This is a genomic window from Roseicyclus mahoneyensis (assembly GCF_003148775.1).
In the GTDB taxonomy this organism is placed as follows: domain Bacteria; phylum Pseudomonadota; class Alphaproteobacteria; order Rhodobacterales; family Rhodobacteraceae; genus Roseicyclus; species Roseicyclus mahoneyensis.
On record NZ_QGGW01000005.1, the window covers coordinates 198,914 to 219,373 of the forward strand.

At 67.6% G+C, this 20,460-nt stretch carries 18 protein-coding genes and 1 tRNA gene; 15 read left to right on the top strand and 4 right to left on the bottom strand.

Features of this window, described 5'->3' with window-relative positions; all coding sequences use genetic code 11:
- Nucleotides 1-16: 16 nt before the first annotated feature.
- The gene (locus tag C7455_RS12100; protein ID WP_109668540.1) at nt 17-895 is read right to left on the bottom strand and encodes a DMT family transporter; all 879 of its coding nucleotides are present in this window, start codon (nt 893-895) and stop codon (nt 17-19) included.
- Nucleotides 892-1,572, bottom strand: coding sequence for a tRNA (5-methylaminomethyl-2-thiouridine)(34)-methyltransferase MnmC2 (gene mnmC2, locus C7455_RS12105; RefSeq protein WP_109668541.1), 681 nt, complete (start codon nt 1,570-1,572; stop codon nt 892-894). Before mnmC2 ends, C7455_RS12100 begins: the two co-directional genes overlap by 4 nt.
- 93 nt (nt 1,573-1,665) lie before the next feature.
- Here mnmC2 and C7455_RS12110 point away from each other — a divergent pair, with 93 nt between their 5' ends.
- On the top strand, nt 1,666-2,700 hold the full coding sequence (locus C7455_RS12110; RefSeq protein WP_109668543.1) for an NAD(P)/FAD-dependent oxidoreductase: 1,035 nt from the start codon (nt 1,666-1,668) through the stop codon (nt 2,698-2,700).
- On the opposite strand, the gene C7455_RS12115 is transcribed toward C7455_RS12110, so the two are convergent.
- Complete coding sequence (locus tag C7455_RS12115) at nt 2,697-3,233, bottom strand: NADPH-dependent FMN reductase (RefSeq protein WP_109668545.1); 537 nt, start codon at nt 3,231-3,233, stop codon at nt 2,697-2,699. The genes C7455_RS12110 and C7455_RS12115 overlap by 4 nt on opposite strands.
- A gap of 54 nt (nt 3,234-3,287) precedes the next feature.
- Here C7455_RS12115 and C7455_RS12120 point away from each other — a divergent pair, with 54 nt between their 5' ends.
- Both C7455_RS12120 and leuC read left to right on the top strand, forming a co-directional pair.
- The gene (locus C7455_RS12120; RefSeq protein WP_109668546.1) at nt 3,288-4,916 is read left to right on the top strand and encodes a thiamine pyrophosphate-dependent enzyme; all 1,629 of its coding nucleotides are present in this window, start codon (nt 3,288-3,290) and stop codon (nt 4,914-4,916) included.
- A gap of 288 nt (nt 4,917-5,204) precedes the next feature.
- A complete protein-coding gene (gene leuC / locus C7455_RS12125) occupies nt 5,205-6,608 on the top strand; it encodes a 3-isopropylmalate dehydratase large subunit (protein WP_109668548.1) in 1,404 nt (467 codons plus the stop codon).
- A 13-nt stretch (nt 6,609-6,621) separates the two neighbouring features.
- Here leuC and C7455_RS12130 read toward each other — a convergent pair whose 3' ends face one another.
- The gene (locus C7455_RS12130) at nt 6,622-7,833 is read right to left on the bottom strand and encodes an MFS transporter (protein WP_109668550.1); all 1,212 of its coding nucleotides are present in this window, start codon (nt 7,831-7,833) and stop codon (nt 6,622-6,624) included.
- 141 nt (nt 7,834-7,974) lie between these two features.
- On the opposite strand from C7455_RS12130, the gene leuD reads away from it, so the two are divergent.
- The 12 genes from leuD (at nt 7,975) to C7455_RS12190 (ending at nt 20,430) form a co-directional block, all read left to right on the top strand.
- Nucleotides 7,975-8,580 carry a 3-isopropylmalate dehydratase small subunit gene (gene leuD, locus C7455_RS12135; protein WP_109668552.1) on the top strand — a complete coding sequence of 202 codons (606 nt, stop codon included), beginning with the start codon at nt 7,975-7,977 and terminating at the stop codon, nt 8,578-8,580.
- Between the two features lie 34 nt (nt 8,581-8,614).
- On the top strand, nt 8,615-9,634 hold the full coding sequence (locus tag C7455_RS20480) for a hypothetical protein (protein WP_245904316.1): 1,020 nt from the start codon (nt 8,615-8,617) through the stop codon (nt 9,632-9,634).
- Nucleotides 9,635-9,672: 38 nt separating this feature from the next.
- Nucleotides 9,673-10,668 (top strand): endonuclease/exonuclease/phosphatase family protein, encoded by a 996-nt coding sequence (locus tag C7455_RS12145; RefSeq protein WP_245904317.1) that lies wholly within the window; start codon nt 9,673-9,675, stop codon nt 10,666-10,668.
- A 72-nt stretch (nt 10,669-10,740) separates the two neighbouring features.
- On the top strand, nt 10,741-11,844 hold the full coding sequence (leuB, locus tag C7455_RS12150) for a 3-isopropylmalate dehydrogenase (protein ID WP_109668556.1): 1,104 nt from the start codon (nt 10,741-10,743) through the stop codon (nt 11,842-11,844).
- Nucleotides 11,845-11,846: 2 nt separating this feature from the next.
- Nucleotides 11,847-12,587 (top strand): SDR family NAD(P)-dependent oxidoreductase, encoded by a 741-nt coding sequence (locus C7455_RS12155; protein WP_109668558.1) that lies wholly within the window; start codon nt 11,847-11,849, stop codon nt 12,585-12,587.
- A gap of 74 nt (nt 12,588-12,661) precedes the next feature.
- Complete coding sequence (locus C7455_RS12160; protein WP_109668560.1) at nt 12,662-13,660, top strand: DMT family transporter; 999 nt, start codon at nt 12,662-12,664, stop codon at nt 13,658-13,660.
- Between the two features lie 59 nt (nt 13,661-13,719).
- A tRNA-Pro gene (locus C7455_RS12165) sits at nt 13,720-13,796 on the top strand.
- A gap of 158 nt (nt 13,797-13,954) precedes the next feature.
- Complete coding sequence (gene mtnA / locus C7455_RS12170; RefSeq protein ID WP_109668562.1) at nt 13,955-15,058, top strand: S-methyl-5-thioribose-1-phosphate isomerase; 1,104 nt, start codon at nt 13,955-13,957, stop codon at nt 15,056-15,058.
- Nucleotides 15,055-15,711, top strand: a complete 657-nt coding sequence (locus C7455_RS12175; protein WP_109668564.1) for a class II aldolase/adducin family protein — start codon at nt 15,055-15,057, stop codon at nt 15,709-15,711. The genes mtnA and C7455_RS12175 overlap by 4 nt, the downstream gene beginning before the upstream one ends.
- 97 nt (nt 15,712-15,808) lie before the next feature.
- Nucleotides 15,809-16,939, top strand: coding sequence for a metallophosphoesterase family protein (locus C7455_RS12180; RefSeq protein WP_109668566.1), 1,131 nt, complete (start codon nt 15,809-15,811; stop codon nt 16,937-16,939).
- Nucleotides 16,936-19,536, top strand: coding sequence for an AAA family ATPase (locus C7455_RS12185; RefSeq protein ID WP_109668568.1), 2,601 nt, complete (start codon nt 16,936-16,938; stop codon nt 19,534-19,536). The genes C7455_RS12180 and C7455_RS12185 overlap by 4 nt, the downstream gene beginning before the upstream one ends.
- 189 nt (nt 19,537-19,725) lie before the next feature.
- A complete protein-coding gene (locus tag C7455_RS12190; protein ID WP_109668570.1) occupies nt 19,726-20,430 on the top strand; it encodes a ribonuclease activity regulator RraA in 705 nt (234 codons plus the stop codon).
- The last annotated feature ends 30 nt before the right edge of the window (nt 20,431-20,460 follow it).

A 20,460-nucleotide genomic window follows, 5' to 3' on the forward strand; every position in this document is an offset into this window, starting at 1 on the left:
CAAGTCGGAACAGCGCTCAGGCCCGGCCCTGTTCCTTGGCCCGCGTGCGCAGCAGCGTGAAGATGCCTGCCGCCACCACCAGCGCGGCGCCGATGGCCACGTTCCATTCCAACCGTTCGCCGAAGACCGTGATGCCCAAGGTCGCGGCAAAGACCAGCTGCAGGTAGGCGAAGGGCTGCACCGCGCTCGCCTCGGCGACGTCATAGACCTTGATCAGCAGCCAATGCCCCAGCGCGCCGGTAACGCAGAGCAGCGCCATCCATGCCCAGTCGGGTGCGGTCATCGGTTCCCAGAACCAGATTCCTACAGCCGTCATCACCACGCAACCCACCGTGCCGGTGTAGAAAAAGCTGGTCGCCGTGCTGTCGCGGCGCGCGGCATAGCGCGTCATCAGGCCGTAGAGCGCGAACATGAAGGCTGCGGCCAAGGGCACCAAAGCCTCGACCTGAAAGACGCGGAACCCCGGTTGCAAGATGATCAGCACGCCGACAAACCCCACGGCAATGGCCGTCCAGCGCCGCCAGCCGACCTTTTCGCCCAGGATCGGGCCGGAGAGGGCGGCAATGAGCAGCGGGTAGGAGGTGAAGACCGCATGGCTTTCGACCAGCCCTAGAAGGACGAAGGCCATCACCATCACGCAGATCTCGGTCGCCAGAAGCACGCCGCGAAAGATCTGCACACCCGGCTGGCTGGTCGCGACGGCGGCGCGCAGACCGCCGGTCTTGCGTGCTGCGATGGCCATGACGAAGGCGGCAAAGAACCAGTAGCGGATCATCACCACCATCAGCACGTTGTATTCGCCCGCCAGATGGCGGCTGATCCCGTCTTGCATGGCAAAGACGAAGGTCGTGGCGACCATCAGCCAGATGCCCAGCTTGGTGTTCTGAACGCTCACGCCATACGCCCGATCGTCATGTGCCGTTTGCGCCCGTATCCCGGCAGACGGGCGACGGCAAAACCCGCATCGGCCAGCGCCGCGCGCACATGGCCCGCCGCCGAATAGGTGGCGCAGGTTCCCTCGGGCGCGGTATGGGCGGCGACCGCCTGAAGCAGTGCCGGTTCCCATAGCTCGGGGTTGCGCGCGGGCGCGAAGCCGTCAAGGAACCACGCGTCCGCCATCCCGTCCCAGGCGGGCACGGTCCGGCGCGCGTCGCCCATCACGATGCGGGCTGACAAGGTGGGCGTCTCGATCCGCCCGTCATTGTCGAGCGCCCGCGCGATGGCGTCGGTCAGCGGTGCCGCCTCGGGGAAGGCTGCCAGCGCCGCGCGCGCGTCATGGCCCGACAGGGGAAAAGCCTCGAAGCTGGTGAAGGTGAGCGGGCCTTGGGTGCCCGCCGCCGCCCAGGCCAGCGCCGCCGCGACAAGGTTCAGCCCGGTGCCGAAGCCAAGTTCCGCGATGTGAAAGCCGGGCCGGAACCGCGCGGGTAGGTCGTTGCCTGACAAAAACACATGCCGTGTTTCGGCCAGCCCGTTGTCGAGCGAGTAGAACGGATCGTCAAAGCGCCGCGAGACGGGCACGCGCAGCCCCGCGCCCATGTCGCGCCAGTCAATGTCATGTCTTGGCTGGTCCATGCCCTGCGGCTCGTCTAAATCCTGCTCGGCGCGGGCGCGACGGTCTGCGCGCCTGTGCGGCGCGGACACTGCGGCACGGCAGGGGGAATGGCAATGGCCGAGATCAGGGTGTTCGGGGCGGGGATTTTCGGCCTCTCGGTCGCGTGGGAATGTGCCCGCCGCGGAGCCTTGGTCGAGGTGGTGGACCCCTTCGGGATCGGCGCCGGGTCGTCGGGCGGTCTGGTCGGCGCGCTGGCTCCGCATGTGCCGGAAAACTGGAATGCCAAGAAGCAGGTGCAGTTCGACGCGCTCGATCTGGCGGCGAATTTCTGGGCCGAGGTGGCAGAGGTCGGAGGCACCGATCCGGGCTATGGGCGCACCGGGCGTCTGCAACCCGTTGCCGATGACGCCGCGCTGGAACTGGCCCGCGCGCGCGCCGTCACCGCCGCCGCACTGTGGCAGGGCCGTTACGATTGGCAGGTGGTCGCGGCGGCGGATTTTCCTGGCTTGCTCGACAGCCCCACGGGCTGGCTGATCCGCGATACTCTCACCGCCCGGCTGCATCCGCGCCGGGCCTGTGCCGCGCTGGCCGCTGCAATCGGGGCGCGGGGTGGGCAGATCAGAGTGGAGGCGACGGCAAAGCCCATGATCGAAGTCTGGGCAACAGGTGCCGCCGGTCTGTCCGAGGTCTCGGAGGCGTTGGGCCGGACGGTCGGGACGGGCGTCAAGGGACAGGCCGCGCTGTTCCACGCCAACCTACCTGATGCCCCCCAGCTTTTCGTCGAGGCGCTGCATATTGTGCCCCATGCCGATGGCACGGTGGCCATCGGTTCTACATCGGAACGTGACTACACCGATCCGGCCAGCACCGACGCGCAACTTGATGCGTTGATCGACATCGCCCGCCGCCTCTGTCCTGCGCTCCGCGATGCGCCTGTCATCGACCGATGGGCCGGTATCCGCCCCCGCGCCCGATCCCGCGCGCCGATGCTCGGGGCGCATCCCGCGCGCCCCGGCGCCTTCATTGCCAATGGCGGCTTCAAGATCGGTTTCGGCATGGCGCCCATGGTGGCGCGTCTGATGGCCGACCTGATCCTTGAGGGGCGCGACACCATCCCCGGGGAGTTCCGCCCCGAGGCCAGCCTTTAGACGGCTGACTTGCGCAACTCCGCCATCAATTCCGTCAAGAGCTTCACCGGCATCTCGTTCACCAGACGGCCCTGTTCGTCGAATTCGCGGTCGGGGGCCGCGATGAATACCTCGGGCCCCTGCAAGATGCGCGGGCGAAAAGCCATCATCGCATGGCGCAGTGTCATCTGCGTCCGCTCACCGCCCGCGCGCCCTGCCGCCGCCGACAAGATCGCCACCGGCTTGTCGCGCCAGACGCCCCCCGGCACGCGGCTGACCCAGTCGAGCGCGTTCTTCAGCACGCCCGACATCGCCTTGTTGTATTCGGGTCCCGCGATCACCACGGCATCGGCTGCCTTGATCTGATCGGCCAAGAGCTGCACCTCTGCCGGAATGCCCTGCGCCTCCAGATCGCCGTCATACAGCGGCAGGCGCAGGTTGCCTTCGACGAATTCCGCCGGATCAAAGAGGCGTGCGGCCTCGAGCATCAGCTTGCGGTTCCATGACGCGGCGCGCAGAGATCCGCAGATCCCGAGCAGTCTCAAGCTGGACATTCCCTGTTCCCTTCGATCAAACCATGACCGAGCGACCTATAGCGGGAGAGCGACATGTCCAAGCGCCACGGGGGAAAAATCCTCGCCGATCAGCTGGCGATCAACGGGGTGCGGCGCGTCTTCTCGGTGCCGGGGGAAAGCTTTCTGGCCGCGCTCGACGGGCTTTACGACCACGACATCGAAAACATCGTCTGCCGTCAGGAAGGTGGGGCGGCGATGATGGCCGAGGCGACGGCGAAGCTGACCGGCAAGCCCGGCGTCTTGTTCGTGACGCGCGGGCCGGGGGCCACCAATGCCGCCTCGGGCCTGCATGTGGCGATGCAGGACCAGACGCCCATGGTGGTGTTCGTCGGCCAGGTGGCGCTGCGCGACCGTGACCGGGGGGCCTTTCAGGAGGTGGATTACCGCCGCTTTTTCTCCCCGCTCGTCAAATGGGCGGCCGAGGTGGAAACCACCGCGCGCCTGCCCGAATACATCGCGCGCGCCTTTCACGTGGCGCAGTCGGGCCGCCCTGGCCCGGTTGTGCTGGCGCTGCCCGAGGATGTGCTCTCGGCCGAGGCCGATGTGCCTGATCTGGGGCCCGCGCAGATCCCGCAGCAATCTGTCGACCCGGCCACGGCGCGCAGCCTGCTCGACCGTCTGCTGGCCCATGAACGCCCGATGATCGTCGCGGGCGGACCGGGCTGGAGCCAACAGGCGCAACTGGATCTGCAAGCGTTGGCCGAGGCCACCGGTCTTCCCATCGCCGTCACGTTCCGGCGGCAGGATTACATCGACAACGGCCATCCCAACTACATCGGCGATCTGGGGGTGGGAATGAACCCGCGCCTCGGCCAGCGCCTGCGCGACGCCGACGCGCTGCTGATCCTGGGCGCGCGCATGGGGGAGACGGCGACGAACGGCTATACGCTGATGGACCCGGCGAACCCGGCCAAGACGATCCTCCACGTTCACCCCGACCCCGACGAGATCGGGACCGTCTACCAGCCCAGCGCCAGCCTTGCTGCGCCCGCCCCTGCCGTGCTGGCCGCGCTGTGCGGTGCCAATGGCAAGATCAAGGACGCAGGCTGGACACGCCAGGCCCGCGCCGACTACGAGGCCTGGCAGCTGCCGCAAGAAACCCCCGGCGCGGTCAAGATGGAACAGGTCGTGCGTCTGATCTCAGACCGCTACGACGGGCGCGCGCTTTATACCAATGGCGCGGGCAACTACGCCGCCTTCGTCCACCGCTACGCCCGCTACCGTGGCTACAAGACCCAAGTCGCCCCCACCTCGGGCTCCATGGGCTACGGGTTGCCCGCTGCCATCGCGGCCAAGCTCCAACACCCGGACCGCCCGGTGATCTGTTTCGCGGGGGATGGTTGCCTGCAGATGACGCTGCAGGAACTCTCGACCGCCCGCCAGTTCGGCGCCGACATCATCGTCATCATCGCCAACAATGGCCGCTACGGCACGATCCGCATGCATCAGGAAAACCACTACCCCGGCCGCGTCTCGGGGACGGAGCTGTTCAACCCCGATTATGTCCGACTTGCACAGTCTTACGGTGGCACCGGCCATCTGGTGACCGAGATGGCCCATCTCGCCCCCGCGCTCGATGTTGCCGACCGGGGCGGGTTGCATCTGATCGAGTTGCGCCTCGACCCGGCAATGCTGAGTACGACCCGGAACCTCCTGGCCTGATCTTCTCTGTTTTCCAAATATCCCGGGGGAGGCGCGCCAAAGGCGCGGCGGGGGCAGAGCCCCCTCTCTGGAACAAGCGATGCGCCGCAGGCGCGCCGAAAGATCACGCCCTTGCACCGATCCGCCCGCGCCAGTAGATCAAGGCGCATGACCGGAGTTTTCGACATATCCGACCGCGCGCGCCTGCCCTGGCGATTTTTTGGCGCACGCCGGTCGCGGCTGGGCGGGCTATGATCCGCCGTTTCTTCAAACACCCCTGACATTCCCGCGACCAAGGACAGAAATCCGATGACCGGCAAGACGCTCTATGACAAGATCTGGGATGCCCATCTCGTGCACGAGGCCGAGGATGGCACGAGCCTGCTCTACATCGACCGCCATCTGGTGCATGAAGTGACCAGCCCGCAGGCCTTCGAGGGGCTGCGCATGACCGGCCGAAAGGTCCATGCCCCCGACAAGACCATCGCCGTGCCCGACCATAACGTGCCCACGACGGCCGGCCGCGAAGACCCGGCCAACATGACCGAGGACAGCCGCATCCAGGTCGCGGCGCTGGACACCAATGCCAAGGAATTCGGTATCCATTACTACCCGGTAAGCGACATCCGGCAGGGCATCGTGCATATCGTCGGCCCCGAACAGGGCTGGACGCTGCCGGGCATGACGGTGGTCTGCGGCGACAGCCACACGGCGACGCACGGCGCTTTTGGCGCGCTGGCGCATGGAATCGGCACGTCGGAGGTCGAACATGTGCTGGCAACCCAGACGCTGATCCAGCGCAAGGGCAAGAACATGAAGGTCGAGATCACCGGGAACCTGCTGCCCGGCGTCACGGCCAAGGATATCACCCTGTCGGTCATCGGCCACACCGGCACGGCAGGCGGCACCGGCTATGTCATCGAGTATTGCGGCGAAGCGATCCGCGCCCTGTCCATGGAAGGCCGGATGACGGTCTGCAACATGGCGATCGAAGGCGGCGCGCGCGCGGGCCTGATCGCGCCGGACGAAAAGACCTACGAATATGTGAAGGGCCGCCCCCACGCGCCGAAAGGCGCCCAGTGGGAGGCCGCCCTGGCGTGGTGGAAGACGCTTTACAGTGACGATGACGCGCAGTGGGACAAGGTCGTGACGATCCGGGGCGAGGATATCGCGCCGGTCGTGACATGGGGGACCTCGCCCGAGGACGTGTTGCCGATCACCGCCGTGGTCCCTGCGCCCGAGGAATTCACCGGCGGCAAGGTTGACGCGGCGAAACGCTCGCTCGATTACATGGGCCTCAAGCCCGGCACGCGCCTGCAGGATGTCGAGATCGACACCGTCTTCATCGGGTCCTGCACCAACGGCCGGATCGAGGATCTGCGCGCCGCCGCCGCCATCCTCAAGGGCAAGAAGATCGCGGTGAAACGCGCGATGGTCGTGCCGGGCTCGGGCCTTGTGCGCGCGCAAGCCGAGGCGGAGGGGCTGGCCGACATCTTCAAGGAAGCCGGGTTCGAATGGCGGCTTGCGGGCTGTTCCATGTGCTTGGCGATGAACCCCGACCAGCTTGCGCCCGGCGAACGTTGCGCCGCCACCTCGAACCGCAATTTCGAGGGGCGCCAAGGCCGGGGTGGGCGCACGCATCTGATGTCGCCCGCGATGGCGGCGGCCGCCGCCGTCACCGGCCGGCTGACAGATGTGCGCGAGATGATGTGAGCGGCGCGCGGGGTCACTGCGCCCGCAGGACCCCGCGCATCACCGGCACCATCGCCAGCGACAGCAAGGCACACCAGGCCGCCATCACGGCGGCCTGTGCCGGCACCGGGACCCCGGCGTCGATGATCACCCCCGCGACGCCGGGACCCAGCGCGGTCGAGACGACGATCACCGCACTTGCCACCGCGCGCACTGATCCGATGTGATCCGTGCCATAGACCGCGGGCAAGAGCGTGCCCCAGACCGTGTTCGACATGTCTTGCGTCAGCCCGACCATCCCGATCGCCACGATCCAGACCAGCGGCGTCTCGGCCACGCCGATCAGGAAGATGCCCAGCGCCAAGGGCACCACGACGAAGGGCAGGAGCCGCGTGGGCCCGATCCTGTCGCAAAGCCAGCCTGCCGCGAAACTCGCCGCGACCTCCGACAGCGCCCAGGCCGCATAGGCCGGCGCCATGGCAGCCAGTGTCCAGCCCTTGATCTCGGAGATATGGACCTGGTGGAAGAAAACTACCGTGCCGATATAGCCCGGCGTCAGCATCAGCGGCACCAACGCCCAGAACAGCCAGTGGCGCATCGCCTCGGGTCTGCGCCAGTGCCGACCGCCGAGGCCCGGAGCGCCTGCCGCCGCGCCCGGACTTCCCTTGGGCGCGCGGTCCTGCGCCAACAGCCACAAGAGCAAGGGCAGGATGATGAAGAGGATCACGCCCGCCACCACCCCCCAGCTTGCCTGCCAGCCGATCCAGCCCAACAACAGCACAGCGGGCAGGGGCAGCAGCACCTGCCCGGCGGTGTAGCCAAGGTTGGCGATGGCGATGGCGCGCCCCCGCGTCGCCACGAACCAGCGCGCCATGGCGGTCATCTGGATATGGCTGAACATGCCTTGTCCGCAGAAGCGAAGCAGGAACACCGCGATGCCCAGTGTCCAGACCGCCCAGCCCAGCGCCATCAGCGCCGCAGCCCCTGCGAAGAGCACGGCCACCATCGGCGCCAGCCGCGACAACGGCATTGTATCGGCGAGCGACCCGCGGCCGAACAGCAGCGCGGCCGAGGCCAGCGTGGCTGCGGTGTAGAGCAGGCCCCATTGTCCGTCGCTGAGCCCGTATTCGGCCCGGATCTCGCCCGCAAAGAGCGAGATGAACCATGTCTGGCCAAGGCAGGATCCGAAGGCGAGCAGCAGGCCGGTGGCAAGCCAGCGGCGATTTTCGGTGATGAAGCGCCACATCGGAAAAGCCTTCCCGCGACACGGTTTTTCCGGTGATAGGCTGCCCTTGCGGGAATGGCCAGAGAGGGCGCGGCGGGCGCCATCTTGCCGCCCGCCGCCCGAGCGGTTAAAGCGTCATCTGCCCGATCGAGGAGAGGACCGATGGAAAAATTCACCAAGCTCAGCGGCGTTGCCGCGCCCATGCCGCTGGTCAACATCGACACGGATATGATCATCCCCAAGCAATTCCTCAAGACGATCCAGCGGTCGGGCCTCGGCAAGAACCTGTTCGACGAGATGCGCTACACCACCGAGGGGCAGGAAATCCCCGATTTCGTGCTGAACAAGCCGGCCTACCGCAATGCGCAGATCATCGTCGCGGGGGAAAATTTCGGCTGCGGGTCGAGCCGCGAGCATGCGCCCTGGGCGCTTCTGGATTTCGGTATCCGCTGCGTGATCTCGACCAGTTTCGCCGATATTTTCTACAACAACTGCTTCAAGAACGGCATCTTGCCCATCGTCTTGCCGCAAGAAGAGGTCGACAAGCTGATGGATGACGCGCAGCGCGGCGCCAACGCGGTGGTTACCGTCGATCTGGAGAGCCAGACCATCACCGGCCCCGATGGCGGCACGATAACCTTCGAGGTCGATGCCTTCCGCAAGCATTGCCTGATGAACGGGCTGGACGATATCGGCCTGACGCTAGAGAAATCGGCGGCCATCGAGGTGTTCGAGGCGCAAGCAGCCCAGAGCCGGCCTTGGGTCTGAGCGGATCTCTGGCGGGGCCTTTGCGCCGCCGGTGATGCAATCGAGCGACACCCGCCCCAGCAATGGGGCGGAAATGTGTCAAAAGATCGTCGAGATTATTGCGACTTCATCCAGCTTTGGGCACCTTCCCGCCCTAAGAATGCTTTGTCCGCGTGCGTTTATTTCAGATGAGGCGATAACGGCGGGGAAAAGCCCTGCCTGGATTGAGGTAGTGGCAGTGCTGTCAAAGCTCATTGGTGCTTTGCTGCGGGCAACCCTTGTGGTGGTGGTTGTGGCGACGCCGTCGTTGCTGATCCCCGGCACCACCGAGGAAAGCGCGCAGATGGTGACGCTGATCGCGTTGGCGCTTGGCGCCTTCACCGCGATCGAATACGGCGCGGCTTTTCCGGCCCTGATCGAGTTCCGTGATGCGCCGCCGTTCAACCGCGTGCGCATCCTGTCCCTGCTGATCGTTCTGGTCGTTCTCAGCCTTGTGGCGGGCGGTGGGGCGCCGACCAGTCTGATCCTTGTTCTGAACGCGCTTGGTCTGTTGATCGGGCATGCGCTGGAATTTCCCTGGAGCCCGATGTCGGTGGTGCTGGCGCATTTGCCGGCCAATGCGCCGCCCGTTTCTGCCTTGCAGGTCAAGGTGATGGCCGGGCTTGCGATTTTCACCACGCTGGCGGCGCTGGTCGTGTTTGCGCTGCTGCTGCGCTTGCAGCACTGGCCGAACCGGGGGCAGCCGTTCAATGTCTGGGTCAACCTGCCGACTTTCGACCCGACCACGGGCGGGGACGTTGTCACCCGGTTGATCCGGGATGCGCGGGTTAACATTATCTTAGGACTTACCACCACATTCATCCTTCCTGTGGTCGGCCTGAAGATCGCCGATCATTTTGACCTGCAACTTCTGACATCGCCGCAGGCGATGGTCTGGGGGATCGCGCTATGGATGTTCCTGCCGCTCAGCATGTTCATGCGCGGTCTGGCCATGGCAAGGATCGCCGACATGATCCGCGAACGCCGCGCGCGGCTGGTTGCCACGGTTGTGGCCGACACGCCGCTGCGCGCCTGATCCTTGCCGCCGCACTGGGTCTGTTTGCCCTTCCGGCTTTGGCCGACACCCTCAGGATCGCCACCTTCCACACCCAGTTGTCGCGCGCGGGGCCCGGCCTTTTGCTGCGCGACATCTTGCGCGGAGAGGATGCGCAGGTGGCGGCGACGGTGGCCGTGATCGCGGCGGCAGCTGCCGATGTGGTCGTGCTGCAGGACATGGATTTCGACGCAGGCGGCGCGGCGTTGACGGCGCTGGCCGACGCGCTGGCACAAGCCGGCATCGATTATCCGCACCGTCTGGCGCTCAGGCCCAACACAGGCATGCCCACGGGCGTGGATATCGATGGCGACGGGCGCAGTTGGCGGGCGCGCGACGCGCAGGGCTATGGGCGGTTCAACGGGCAGGGTGGCATGGCGCTGCTGTCGCGCCATCCCTTTGGGGCGGTGCGCGATTTTTCGGGGTTCCTTTGGGTCGACCTGCCCGACAGCGCCGCGCCCGCGGTCCTGCCCCCAGAGGCGCTGCCGGTGTTGCGTCTGGCGACGGTCGCCGCGTGGGATGTGGCGGTCGAGGTGCCGGGCGGGCCGCTGCACCTGTTGGCGCTGCATGCGGGCACGCCGGTCTTCGACGGGCCCGAGGATCGCAACGGCTGGCGCAATGCCGATGAGTTACGGTTCTGGGCGCTGTATCTGGAGGGCTGGACGCCCGAGGGGGTGCCCTTTGCCGCAGAGCATTTCGCGGTGATCGGCACCTTCAATGTCGATCCCGAGGGCGGTGAGGGGCGGCCCGAGGGCCTGCTGGCGCTGCTGGAACATCCGCGCCTGCAAGACGTGGTGCCGCGGCGCCCCGGGGGCGGGACGCAGACCGCCGACTGGCCGGAGCCGGAGCCCGGCGACCTGCGGGTGGATTACATCTTGCCCGCCGCCGGGATGACGGTAACGGGTGCGGGTGTCTTGTGGCCCGAGGGGGAGGAGGGGCCGGTGGCAGCCTCGGTCGCGGCGCTGGCCTCCGACCATCGGCTTGTGTGGGTCGATCTTGAGATGGTGGGCGATTGACCGGGCTTGCTTGACGCCCCCCTGCGCCTTGGCTAGGCCGTTGCGACCAATCCAGCCAAGGGACCAAGCGCCATGACCAACCGTTCTCTCCTGATCCTTCCCGGCGACGGGATCGGCCCCGAAGTCATGGCCGAGGTGCGCAAGGTCATCGACTGGTTCGGGACCCGTGGCATTGCCTTTGACGTTTCCGAGGATCTGGTGGGCGGCTGCGCCTATGACGCGCATGGCACCCCCCTGACCGACGCCACGATGGCCCGCGCGCAAGAAGTCGACGCCGTGCTTCTGGGCGCTGTGGGCGGGCCGAAATATGACGTGCTCGATTTCAGCGTGAAGCCCGAGCGGGGCCTGTTGCGCCTGCGCAAGGAAATGGACCTCTATGCCAACCTGCGCCCGGCGCAGTGTTTCGACGCGCTGGCCGATTTCTCGTCGCTGAAAAAGGACGTGGTCGCGGGTCTGGACATCATGATCATCCGCGAGCTGACCTCGGGCGTCTATTTCGGCGAGCCGCGCGGCATAATCAAGGAAGGCAACGAGCGGGTGGGCATCAACACCCAGCGCTACACCGAATCCGAGATTGCGCGCGTGGCCCGTTCGGCGTTTGAGCTGGCGCGCAAGCGGGGCAACAAGGTCTGTTCGATGGAAAAGGCCAATGTGATGGAATCGGGCGTGCTGTGGCGCGACGTGGTGCAGGAAATCCATGACGCCGAATACCCCGATGTCGAGCTGTCGCACATGTATGCGGATGCCGGCGCGATGCAGCTGACGCGCTGGCCCAAGCAGTTCGACGTGATCGTGACCGACAACCTGTTCGGCGATCTGTTGTCCGATCTGGCGGCGATGCTGACCGGCAGCCTGGGGATGTTGCCCTCGGCCAGCCTTGGCGCGCCAATGGCCAATGGCCGGCCCAAGGCGCTTTACGAGCCGGTGCATGGCTCCGCCCCCGATATCGCGGGCAAGTCGCTGGCCAACCCGATCGCCTGCATCCTGAGCTTTGCCATGGCGCTGCGCTATTCCTTTGATCTGGGGGCCGAGGCCGAGCGGGTGGAGACTGCCGTCAACGCGGTTCTGGCAGACGGGCTGCGCACCGCCGATCTGATGGGGCCTGAGGGCGGCACACCGGTGTCGACCTCTGCCATGGGCGATGCCATCGTCGCCAAGTTGGCGGCCAGCGTCTGAGCATGAAGACGGCGCTCGTCACCGGGGCGGCGCGGGGCATCGGTCTGGCCACCACGCGTCTGTTTCTCGAAGAGGGGTGGCGCGTGGTCATGGTCGACCGCGACGCGCCCGCGCTGGCCGAGGCGGCGAGCACGGTGAAGGCACAACCCATCTGCGCCGATGTATCGATCCCTGAAGACGTCGCGCGGATCGTGGCGGAGGCCGGGCTGGAGGGTGGGCTGCACGCGTTGGTCAACAACGCGGGCGTCGCCGATTTCGGCCCGATCGAGGCGACCGGGTTCGATCGCTGGCGCACCGTGATGGAGACCAACCTTGATGGCGTGTTCCTGATGACGCAGGCGCTGATCCCTGCGCTGCGCGCGGCCAAGGGGGCCATCGTCAACATCGCCTCGATCTCCGGCCTCCGCGCCTCGACGCTGCGGGTGGCCTATGGGACGTCCAAAGCGGCGGTGATCCAGCTGACCCGGCAACAGGCGGTGGAACTGGGCGAATACGGGGTGCGCGCCAATTGCGTCTGCCCGGGCCCGGTGCGCACGAAACTGGCCATGGCTGTCCATACGCAAGACATCATCGACGCCTATCATGACGCCATTCCGCTCAACCGCTACGGGTCGGAGCGCGAGATTGCCGAGGCCATCGGGTTCCTGTGTTCGGATCGCGCCAGCTATATCACCGGGCAGGTGCTGGCCGTCGATGGCGGGTTCGAGGCGACGGGTGTCGGATTGCCCGCGCTCAGGCAATAACGCAGCTCGCGGGTCTTGCGCCCTGCGGTCAGGCTGATATCGCTAACGGCAGACCCCGGATCAAAGAGGCCCCGATGTCCTCCGAGAACGCGACCCAACTGCGCGGCGTGGCGCTGGCGCTGGCGGCCTTCGGGATTTTCGCCACCCATGACGTCCTGATCAAGTATCTGGGCGGCAGCTATTCGCCGTTCCAGATCGTGTTCTTCAGCGTCTTGTTCGGCTTTCCGATGGTCACGCTGTTGATGATGCGAGACGCCAAGGAATCGAACCTGCGGCCGGTCTATCCAATGTGGACGGGGCTGCGCACGGCGGCGACGGTGATCACGGCGGCGACTGCCTTTTACGCGTTCAGCGTGCTGCCGCTGGCGCAGGTCTATGCGATCTTGTTTGCCGCGCCGCTGCTGATCACGCTGCTGGCCATTCCGATGCTGGGGGAAAAGGTCGGCATCCGGCGCGGCGGGGCGGTTCTTGTTGGCCTTTGCGGTGTTTTGATCGTGCTGCAACCGGGCGCGACTGACCTGACTTGGGGCCATCTGGCGGCGTTGGTGGCGGCTGTCACCGGGGCTTTCGGGGCGGTCATCATGCGCAAGATCGGGCAACAGGAACGCTCGGTCGTGCTGATCTTGTATCCGATGATGGCCAATGTGGTGGTGATGGGCGCGGCGCTGCCCTTTGTCTACCAACCGATGCCGGGCCAGGACATGCTGGCGCTGGCGGTGATCGCGGCCTTCGCGCTGATCGCCACGACGCTTTTGATCTTTGCCTATCGGTTGGCGCCCGCCGCGACCGTCGCACCGATGCAGTATTCGCAGATCCTGTGGGCCACGGTCTATGGATTGATCTTTTTCGACGAGGGGCTGGAATGGGCGACCGTGATCGGCACCGGCGTCATCGTCGCCTCGGGCGTCTATATCGTCTTCCGCGAGGATCGGGGCGGAACATCGACCACCACGCCGGTGTTGCGCACGCGGTCGCGGGTCGGTGCGCCCTCGGTGCCACGGGTGGCGTCGCTGCTGCCCAAAGGGCTGCGCGGGCCGCAGCATTCGCAAGTCCCTGATGGGGCGGATGACTGACCGCGCGCGCAAGCCCCCTTGCCAAGCCCCCGCCCCTTGGATATGCCGCCCCCCACGGTCGGAGTGTGGCGCAGCCTGGTAGCGCACCTGCTTCGGGAGCAGGGGGTCGGAGGTTCGAATCCTCTCACTCCGACCAGTTTTCTCGAAATCCTGTGCTTGCAGTCGCCGCGCCCGGCAAGGGCGCGCACGGCGCCTGAGCCTGTCGACCATCGGCGCGGCATCGTGCAAGATGCGTTTGAGCCGGGTTCGGGCAGGGACCGGACCCGTGCCACGGATCGCGACGGAGGCGCATGCATGAAGGTCAACGGCATTCCCTACCGCTCCATCTGGCTCGGGTCGGACGGGTACAGTGTGCGCATCATCGACCAGACGCGCCTGCCCCATGAATTCCCGGTCGTGGACCTGACAACGATGGAACAGGCAGCCACGGCGATCCGCGACATGTGGGTGCGCGGCGCGCCTTTGATCGGGGCGACGGCGGCTTACGGCATGGCCTTGCAGATGGCTGAGGACCCCAGCAATACCGCGCTGGCCCGCGCCTATGCCGTGCTGCATGCCACGCGGCCCACGGCGATCAACCTGCGCTGGGCGCTTGATGACATGCGGGGGCTTTTGGCGCCGCTGCCGCCCGGTGAGCGGGCAGGGGCCGCTTATGCGCGCGCCGCTGCGATCTGCGACGAGGATGTCGAGATCAACCGCCGGATCGGCGAGCACGGGGTTGCGCTGATCGCGGCGATTGCCGCCCGCAAATCCGGCCCGGTCAACATCTTGACCCATTGCAATGCCGGGTGGCTGGCGACCGTGGATTGGGGCACCGCGACCTCGCCGATCTATCAGGCGGTGGCGCGTGGCATCGACGTGCATGTCTGGGTGGACGAGACGCGGCCGCGCAACCAAGGCGCGCATCTGACGGCTTGGGAAATGGCAAGCCACGGCATCCCCCATCACCTGATCGTGGACAATGCGGGCGGCCATCTGATGCAGCGCGGACAGGTCGATCTGTGCATCGTGGGCACCGACCGGACCACCGCCAATGGCGATGTCTGCAACAAGATCGGCACCTATCTCAAGGCGTTGGCTGCCCATGACACCGGCGTGCCCTTTTATGTGGCGCTGCCCTCGCCCACGATCGACTGGCGGGTGCATGACGGGTTGGCCGAGATCCCGATCGAGGAACGGGCGGGCGATGAGGTGACCAAGGTCTGGGGCCGTGACCCCGATGCCCGGGTGACGCAGGTGCAGATCGCGCCGGATGCGACGCCGGGGGCAAACCCGGCCTTTGACGTGACGCCCGCGCGGCTGGTCACGGGGTTGATCACCGAACGCGGCATCGCGCCCGCCAGCGCCGAGGGGCTGGCCGCGATGTTCCCGGAACACGCCGGGGTTGCGGCGCAATGAGCCTTGAGGCGCAGCTGCGCGCGCAGATCGTCGCCCGCTGCCGGGAGCTGGATGCGCGCGGCCTGAACCGGGGCGCGTCGGGCAATGTCTCGGCCCGGGTGGGGGAGGTGATGCTCATCACGCCCTCGGCCGTGCCCTATGCGGAGCTTGCGCCGGGGATGATCGCCGCGATGCCGCTGGCGGATGCGGACGGCGCATGGGCGGGGCCGCTCGCGCCGTCGTCCGAGTGGCGCTTTCACCGCGACCTGCTGCGCGCGCGGCCCGATATCGGGGCGGTCGTGCACACCCATGCGGCGTTTTCCACGATCCTTGCCATCGCGCGCAAACCGATCCCGGCGATCCATTACATGATCGCGGCCTTCGGCGGGATGGAGATCCCGTGCTGCGATTACGCCTGCTACGGCACACCAGAGCTGTCGGCGGCCATCCTCAGAGCCTTGGGCGGGATGAACGGCTGCCTGATGGCAAACCACGGGATGCTGACCGTTGGCCCCGACCTGCCGCGGGCCACATGGCTGGCCTTCGAGCTTGAGGCGCTGGCGCATCAGTATTGGCATGTGCTGCAGATCGGCGGCGGGCATGTGCTGAGCGAGGCCGAGATCGCCACGGTCGCCAAGGGCTTTGCCAGCTACGGGGTGAAGGCGACAGACTAGCCGTCGTGCCTTGCCCCTTGACGCGCCGCCCGGTCGCATGGGCTGATGGCGGCGACGCATCCGGCCCCTTGGCCGCATCTTGCCCCGAGGGTCGGCCATGGTCTTTCGCTTCCTTCATTCCAGCGACCTGCATCTGGGCCGCCGTTTCGCCAATATCGCCGAGCCGCCCGACGGCAACCTGCGCGGCCGGTTGATGGAGGCGCGCTTTGCCAAGATCCGGGCGCTGGCGGGGGCCGCGCAGGCGCAGGGCGCGGGGCATGTGCTGCTGGCGGGCGACACCTTCGACAGCGCGACGCCCTCGCCGCAGGTGTTGCGGCAGGCGTTGATCGCGATGGGCGAGGCAGCGGGGGTGGAGTGGTGGCTCTTGCCGGGCAACCACGACAACCTGCGCCATGCCGAACCCGTCTGGGACGAGATCACGCGGGATGGTCCCGCCAATGTCCATGCCCTGCGCGATACGTCCCCGGTCGAGATTGCGCCCGGCGTGATGCTGCTCCCCTGCCCGGTGCCGGTGCGGGCCACCGGGCGCGACCTGACCGAAGGATTGCCGGGGATCGCAACGCCCGAGGGGGCGCTGCGCATCGGGCTGGCGCATGGCGGTGTCGTCGATTTCACCGAAAGCGGCGAACAGATCCCGCCCGACCGGGATCGTAGCGCGGGGCTGGACTATCTGGCGCTGGGCGATTGGCACGGGCGATTGGCGGTGTCGGCGCGCACGCAGTATTCCGGCACGCCCGAACAGGACCGGTTCAAGCATGGGGTGCGGGGGCACTGTCTTGCGGTGACGCTGACGGGGGCGGGCGCTGCGCCGGAGGTGGCCGAGATCGTGACAGGCGATTTCTTGTGGTCCGACGTCGCCCTGCCGCTTCATGAGGGCGAGGATGCGGCTGCGGCGCTGGAGGCGCTTTTGCCCGCGACCGGGCGGCGCGACACGCTTTTGCGGATCAGGGCCAGCGGTTGGGCAACGCTCGCCGGTCATGCGGCCCTGCGCGCGGCGGCGGTGCGTCAGGCACCGGAATTCGCGCTGCTGGATCTTGTGACCGAGGGCTTGGGCACCTTGCATGACGTGACGGATCTGGATGCCATCGACCATGCGGGCGCGATGCGGCTGGCTGCCGCGCGATTGATGGATGCGGCGGGAGATGCCGCCTTGTCAGAGGACGATCGTGATATCGCGGCGGCGGCGCTGAACCGGCTTTACGTCTATGCAACCGAGGCGCCGCGATGAAGTTGCGCGCCGTTACGCTCAAGGACGTGCGCCGGTTTACCGACCCGGTGCGGATCGACGGGATCGCCGATGGCGTGAACGTGCTGTGCGCGCCCAATGAATTCGGGAAATCCACTGTCTTTGATGCCCTGCGGGCGCTGTTCTTCGTGCCCTATGGTTCGCGCGGTAAGGAGATCGGGCAGTTGCGCCCCCATGCCGGTGGCGCGCCCGAGGTCTCGGTCGAGATCGAGACGCCCGAGGGCAGGTTCGTACTGTCCAAGCGCTGGTTCGCCAAGCCCGAGGCGCGGGTGACGCGCGGCGGCGTGTTGGTGGCGCAGGCCGACGAGGCCGAGGCTTGGATCGCGCGTCTTTTGGGCGGGGGCGATGGTGGGCCCTCGGGGCTCTTGTGGGTGCGTCAGGGGCTGACGTCTCTGGACGAGGGCAACACGCGCGAACAGCAGGCGGCGCTTGTGGCGCGGCGAGATCTTTTGTCCTCGGTCACCGGCGAGGTGGAGGCGATGACGGGTGGGCGGCGCATGGATGCGGCGTTGGCACGATGCCGCGAGGACCTGGGCCTGTATGCCACCGGTACGGGGCGGCCGCGCGCAGGCGGTCCATGGGCCGAGGCCGTGCAGGAGGTCGAGGCGCTGACGGCAGAGCGGGATGGATTCGCCGCCCGCGTCGCCACCTTGCAGACCGCGCTGGCCGACCGGGCTCGGATGCGGCGCGACCTGGCCGAGATCGACGCGCCCGAGGCCCGCGCGGAACGTGCCGCTCGGCTTGCGGCCGCGACCGAGGTACATGTGGCGGCCGAGGCCCATGCGGCGCGGGTGACGGCGGCCCAGACGGCGGTGCAGGCGGCCACGACCGCCGCCGAGCGGGCGTGCGACGATCTGTCGGCCTTGCGCCGGGCGGTCGCGGATCACGTCGATGCGCTGCGCCGGGATGCCGAGGCTGCGGCGCAGGCGGAGGGGGCCATGTCGACGCTGGCCGCCGCCGAGAGCGCGCTGGCCACGGCTGTTGTGGCGCATAACACGGCTGAAGGCGCGCGCCAAAGTGCCGAGGATGTGCTGCGCCTTGTGCAGGGGCGCGCGGCTGCGACGGCGGCGCAGGACCGCCGGGCCGATCTGGAGGATCGTGTGCGTAAGGCCGTGGTCGCGCGGCAGGCGGTGGAGGCTGCAACCGCCGCGGCCTCGGTCGGGCCCGATGACGCCGCGATGGACCGGCTGCGCCGTCTGGGGGCGACCCTGACCACGGCGCGCGCGTTGCGTGACAGCACCGCCACGCGCGTGACGATGCACTACGCGCCGGGGCAGGTGGGTGGGGCCATGATCGGAGATAAGCCGCTGGAGCCGGACACTGTCTGGCCGATCCATGTCGAGACGGTGATCCGGCTGGCGGGTTTGGGCGATCTGACGGTGCATCCCGGCGCGGGCCCCGAGGGGCTGGCCGATGTCGCAGGCGCTGAGGGCGCGTTGGCCAAGGCGCTGGCCGCGCTGGGGCGGGCGTCCCTGGAGGCGGCGGGGCAGGCGCACCGGGTGCGGAAGGAGGCGGCAGACCGGTTGACCGCCGTGGCGGCGGAACTGGCAGCGCTTGCGCCCAAGGGGATCGAGGATCTGCAACGCCAGCTTGCCGCCCTGCCGGACGCGGTGAGCGAGGCGGCGGACCTGCCCGCGCTGCCGGAGGCCGAGGCGGCATGGCAATCCGCGCGCGCGACGGCGGCGGACTTGTCCGCGCGGCGTGAGGTCTTGCGCGAGCGCCGCGATGCCGCCCGCACCGCTCAGGCCGAAGCGGCCGTCCGCCGGGAGGCGGCCACGGAACGGCTGCAGGCCGCGCGCGCCGCTCTGGACCGGCTGGCGGTGCAAGACGAGGCGGAACTTGCCGCGCGGGCTGACCACGCAGGGGCCGCCCGCACGCAGGCCGAAGCTGTCTTGCACGACCTGCGGGCCGCTGCCCCCGATCTCGCGGCCACCGAGGCGACTCTGGCGCGCGCAACCTCGGTCGAGGAGGCCGCGCGCAAGCAGATCGACACGCTGCGCCCCGCGATTGCGGCGCTCACCGAACGGATTGCCGGCAATTCCGGCGAGGCGGTCGAGGAACGGTTACGGGAAACCGAGGAACGGCTGGAGGTCGCGCAGGCCCGCCTTGCCCGGACCGCGCGCGAGGTGCGTGTGCTGCAACGCCTGCAAGCCGCGCTGGAGGCGGCACGGTCCGAGGCGCGCGACCGCTACTTTGCCCCGGTCGCAGGGGAATTGCGCCCGCTGCTGCATTTGCTCTGGCCCGAGGCCGAGCTTGACTGGGCCGATGACACGCTCTTGCCGCAGTCGCTGATCCGCAACGGCACGGCGGAAGCCATCGACATCTTGTCGGGCGGCACGCAAGAACAGATCGCCTTTCTGGTGCGTCTGGCCTTTGCCCGGCTGCTGGCAAAGGGGGGGCGTCATGCGCCGGTGATCCTTGATGACGCGCTGGTCTTTACCGATGACGACCGGATCGAGCGGATGTTCGATGCGCTGCACCGGCAGGCGGGCGATCTGCAGATCATCGTGCTGAGTTGCCGCCAGCGGGCGTTTCGCGATCTGGGCGGCACGGTGCTGACCATCGCGGCTGGGGGGTGAGCCTATCGGTCAGGCGCCCGGTTGCAACAGCCATTGCCCCTGACAGGGCAAGCCCATAGGGATGGCCTCGCTTTTAAGGGCGCGGCGGGCTTGAGCTCCGATGTCGCCCGGTCGAAGGCGATATTCGCGAGGCCCGGCGGCGGGGTGCCCCCGTTTCTCGGGCGCGCACGACACCGCAGAGGAGGCGACATGACACTGGACCCCAAAATCATCGATACGCTCAAGGGCGTTTCGACCGCGACACTGACCACGATCTTGCTGAAGAAGGGGTTGCGCAATGTCTGGTTGCGCGGGTCGGTCCCGATCCGCACCGGTCAGCCGCGGCTGGTGGGCCGTGCGTTCACGCTGCGGTTTGTTCCTGCGCGCGAGGATCTGGCGACGCCCGCAAGCTGGGGCGCACCGATTTCCACCCGCGCCGCGATCGAGGCGATGCCCGAGGGCTGCATCGCGGTGGCTGATGCCATGGGCGTGACGGATGCCGGCATCTTCGGCGATATCTTGTGCAACCGCATGGTGAGCCGCAAGGTCGCGGCGCTGATCACCGATGGCGTGGTGCGCGACGCGGCGGGCGTCTTGTCGACCGGGCTGCCTATCTGGTGCCGGGGCGTGGCCGCGCCGCCCTCGGTCGCCGGCCTGACCTTTGTCGGCTGGCAAGAGCCCATCGCCTGCGGCGGCGTGGCGGTGTTTCCCGATGACGTGATCGTGGTCGACGATGATGGCGCGGTTTTGATCCCGCAGGCCTTCCTTGACGAGGTCGTGGCCGAGGCCCCCGAGCAGGAACGGATGGAGGGCTGGATCATGACCGAGGTCGATCGCGGCGTGCCCCTGCCGGGGCTTTACCCGATGAACGAAGAGACCAAGGCGCGTTATCAGGCGTGGAAAGCCGCGCAGTAAGGGGCGGCCCCCTGCTCCCTGTCCGGGCGC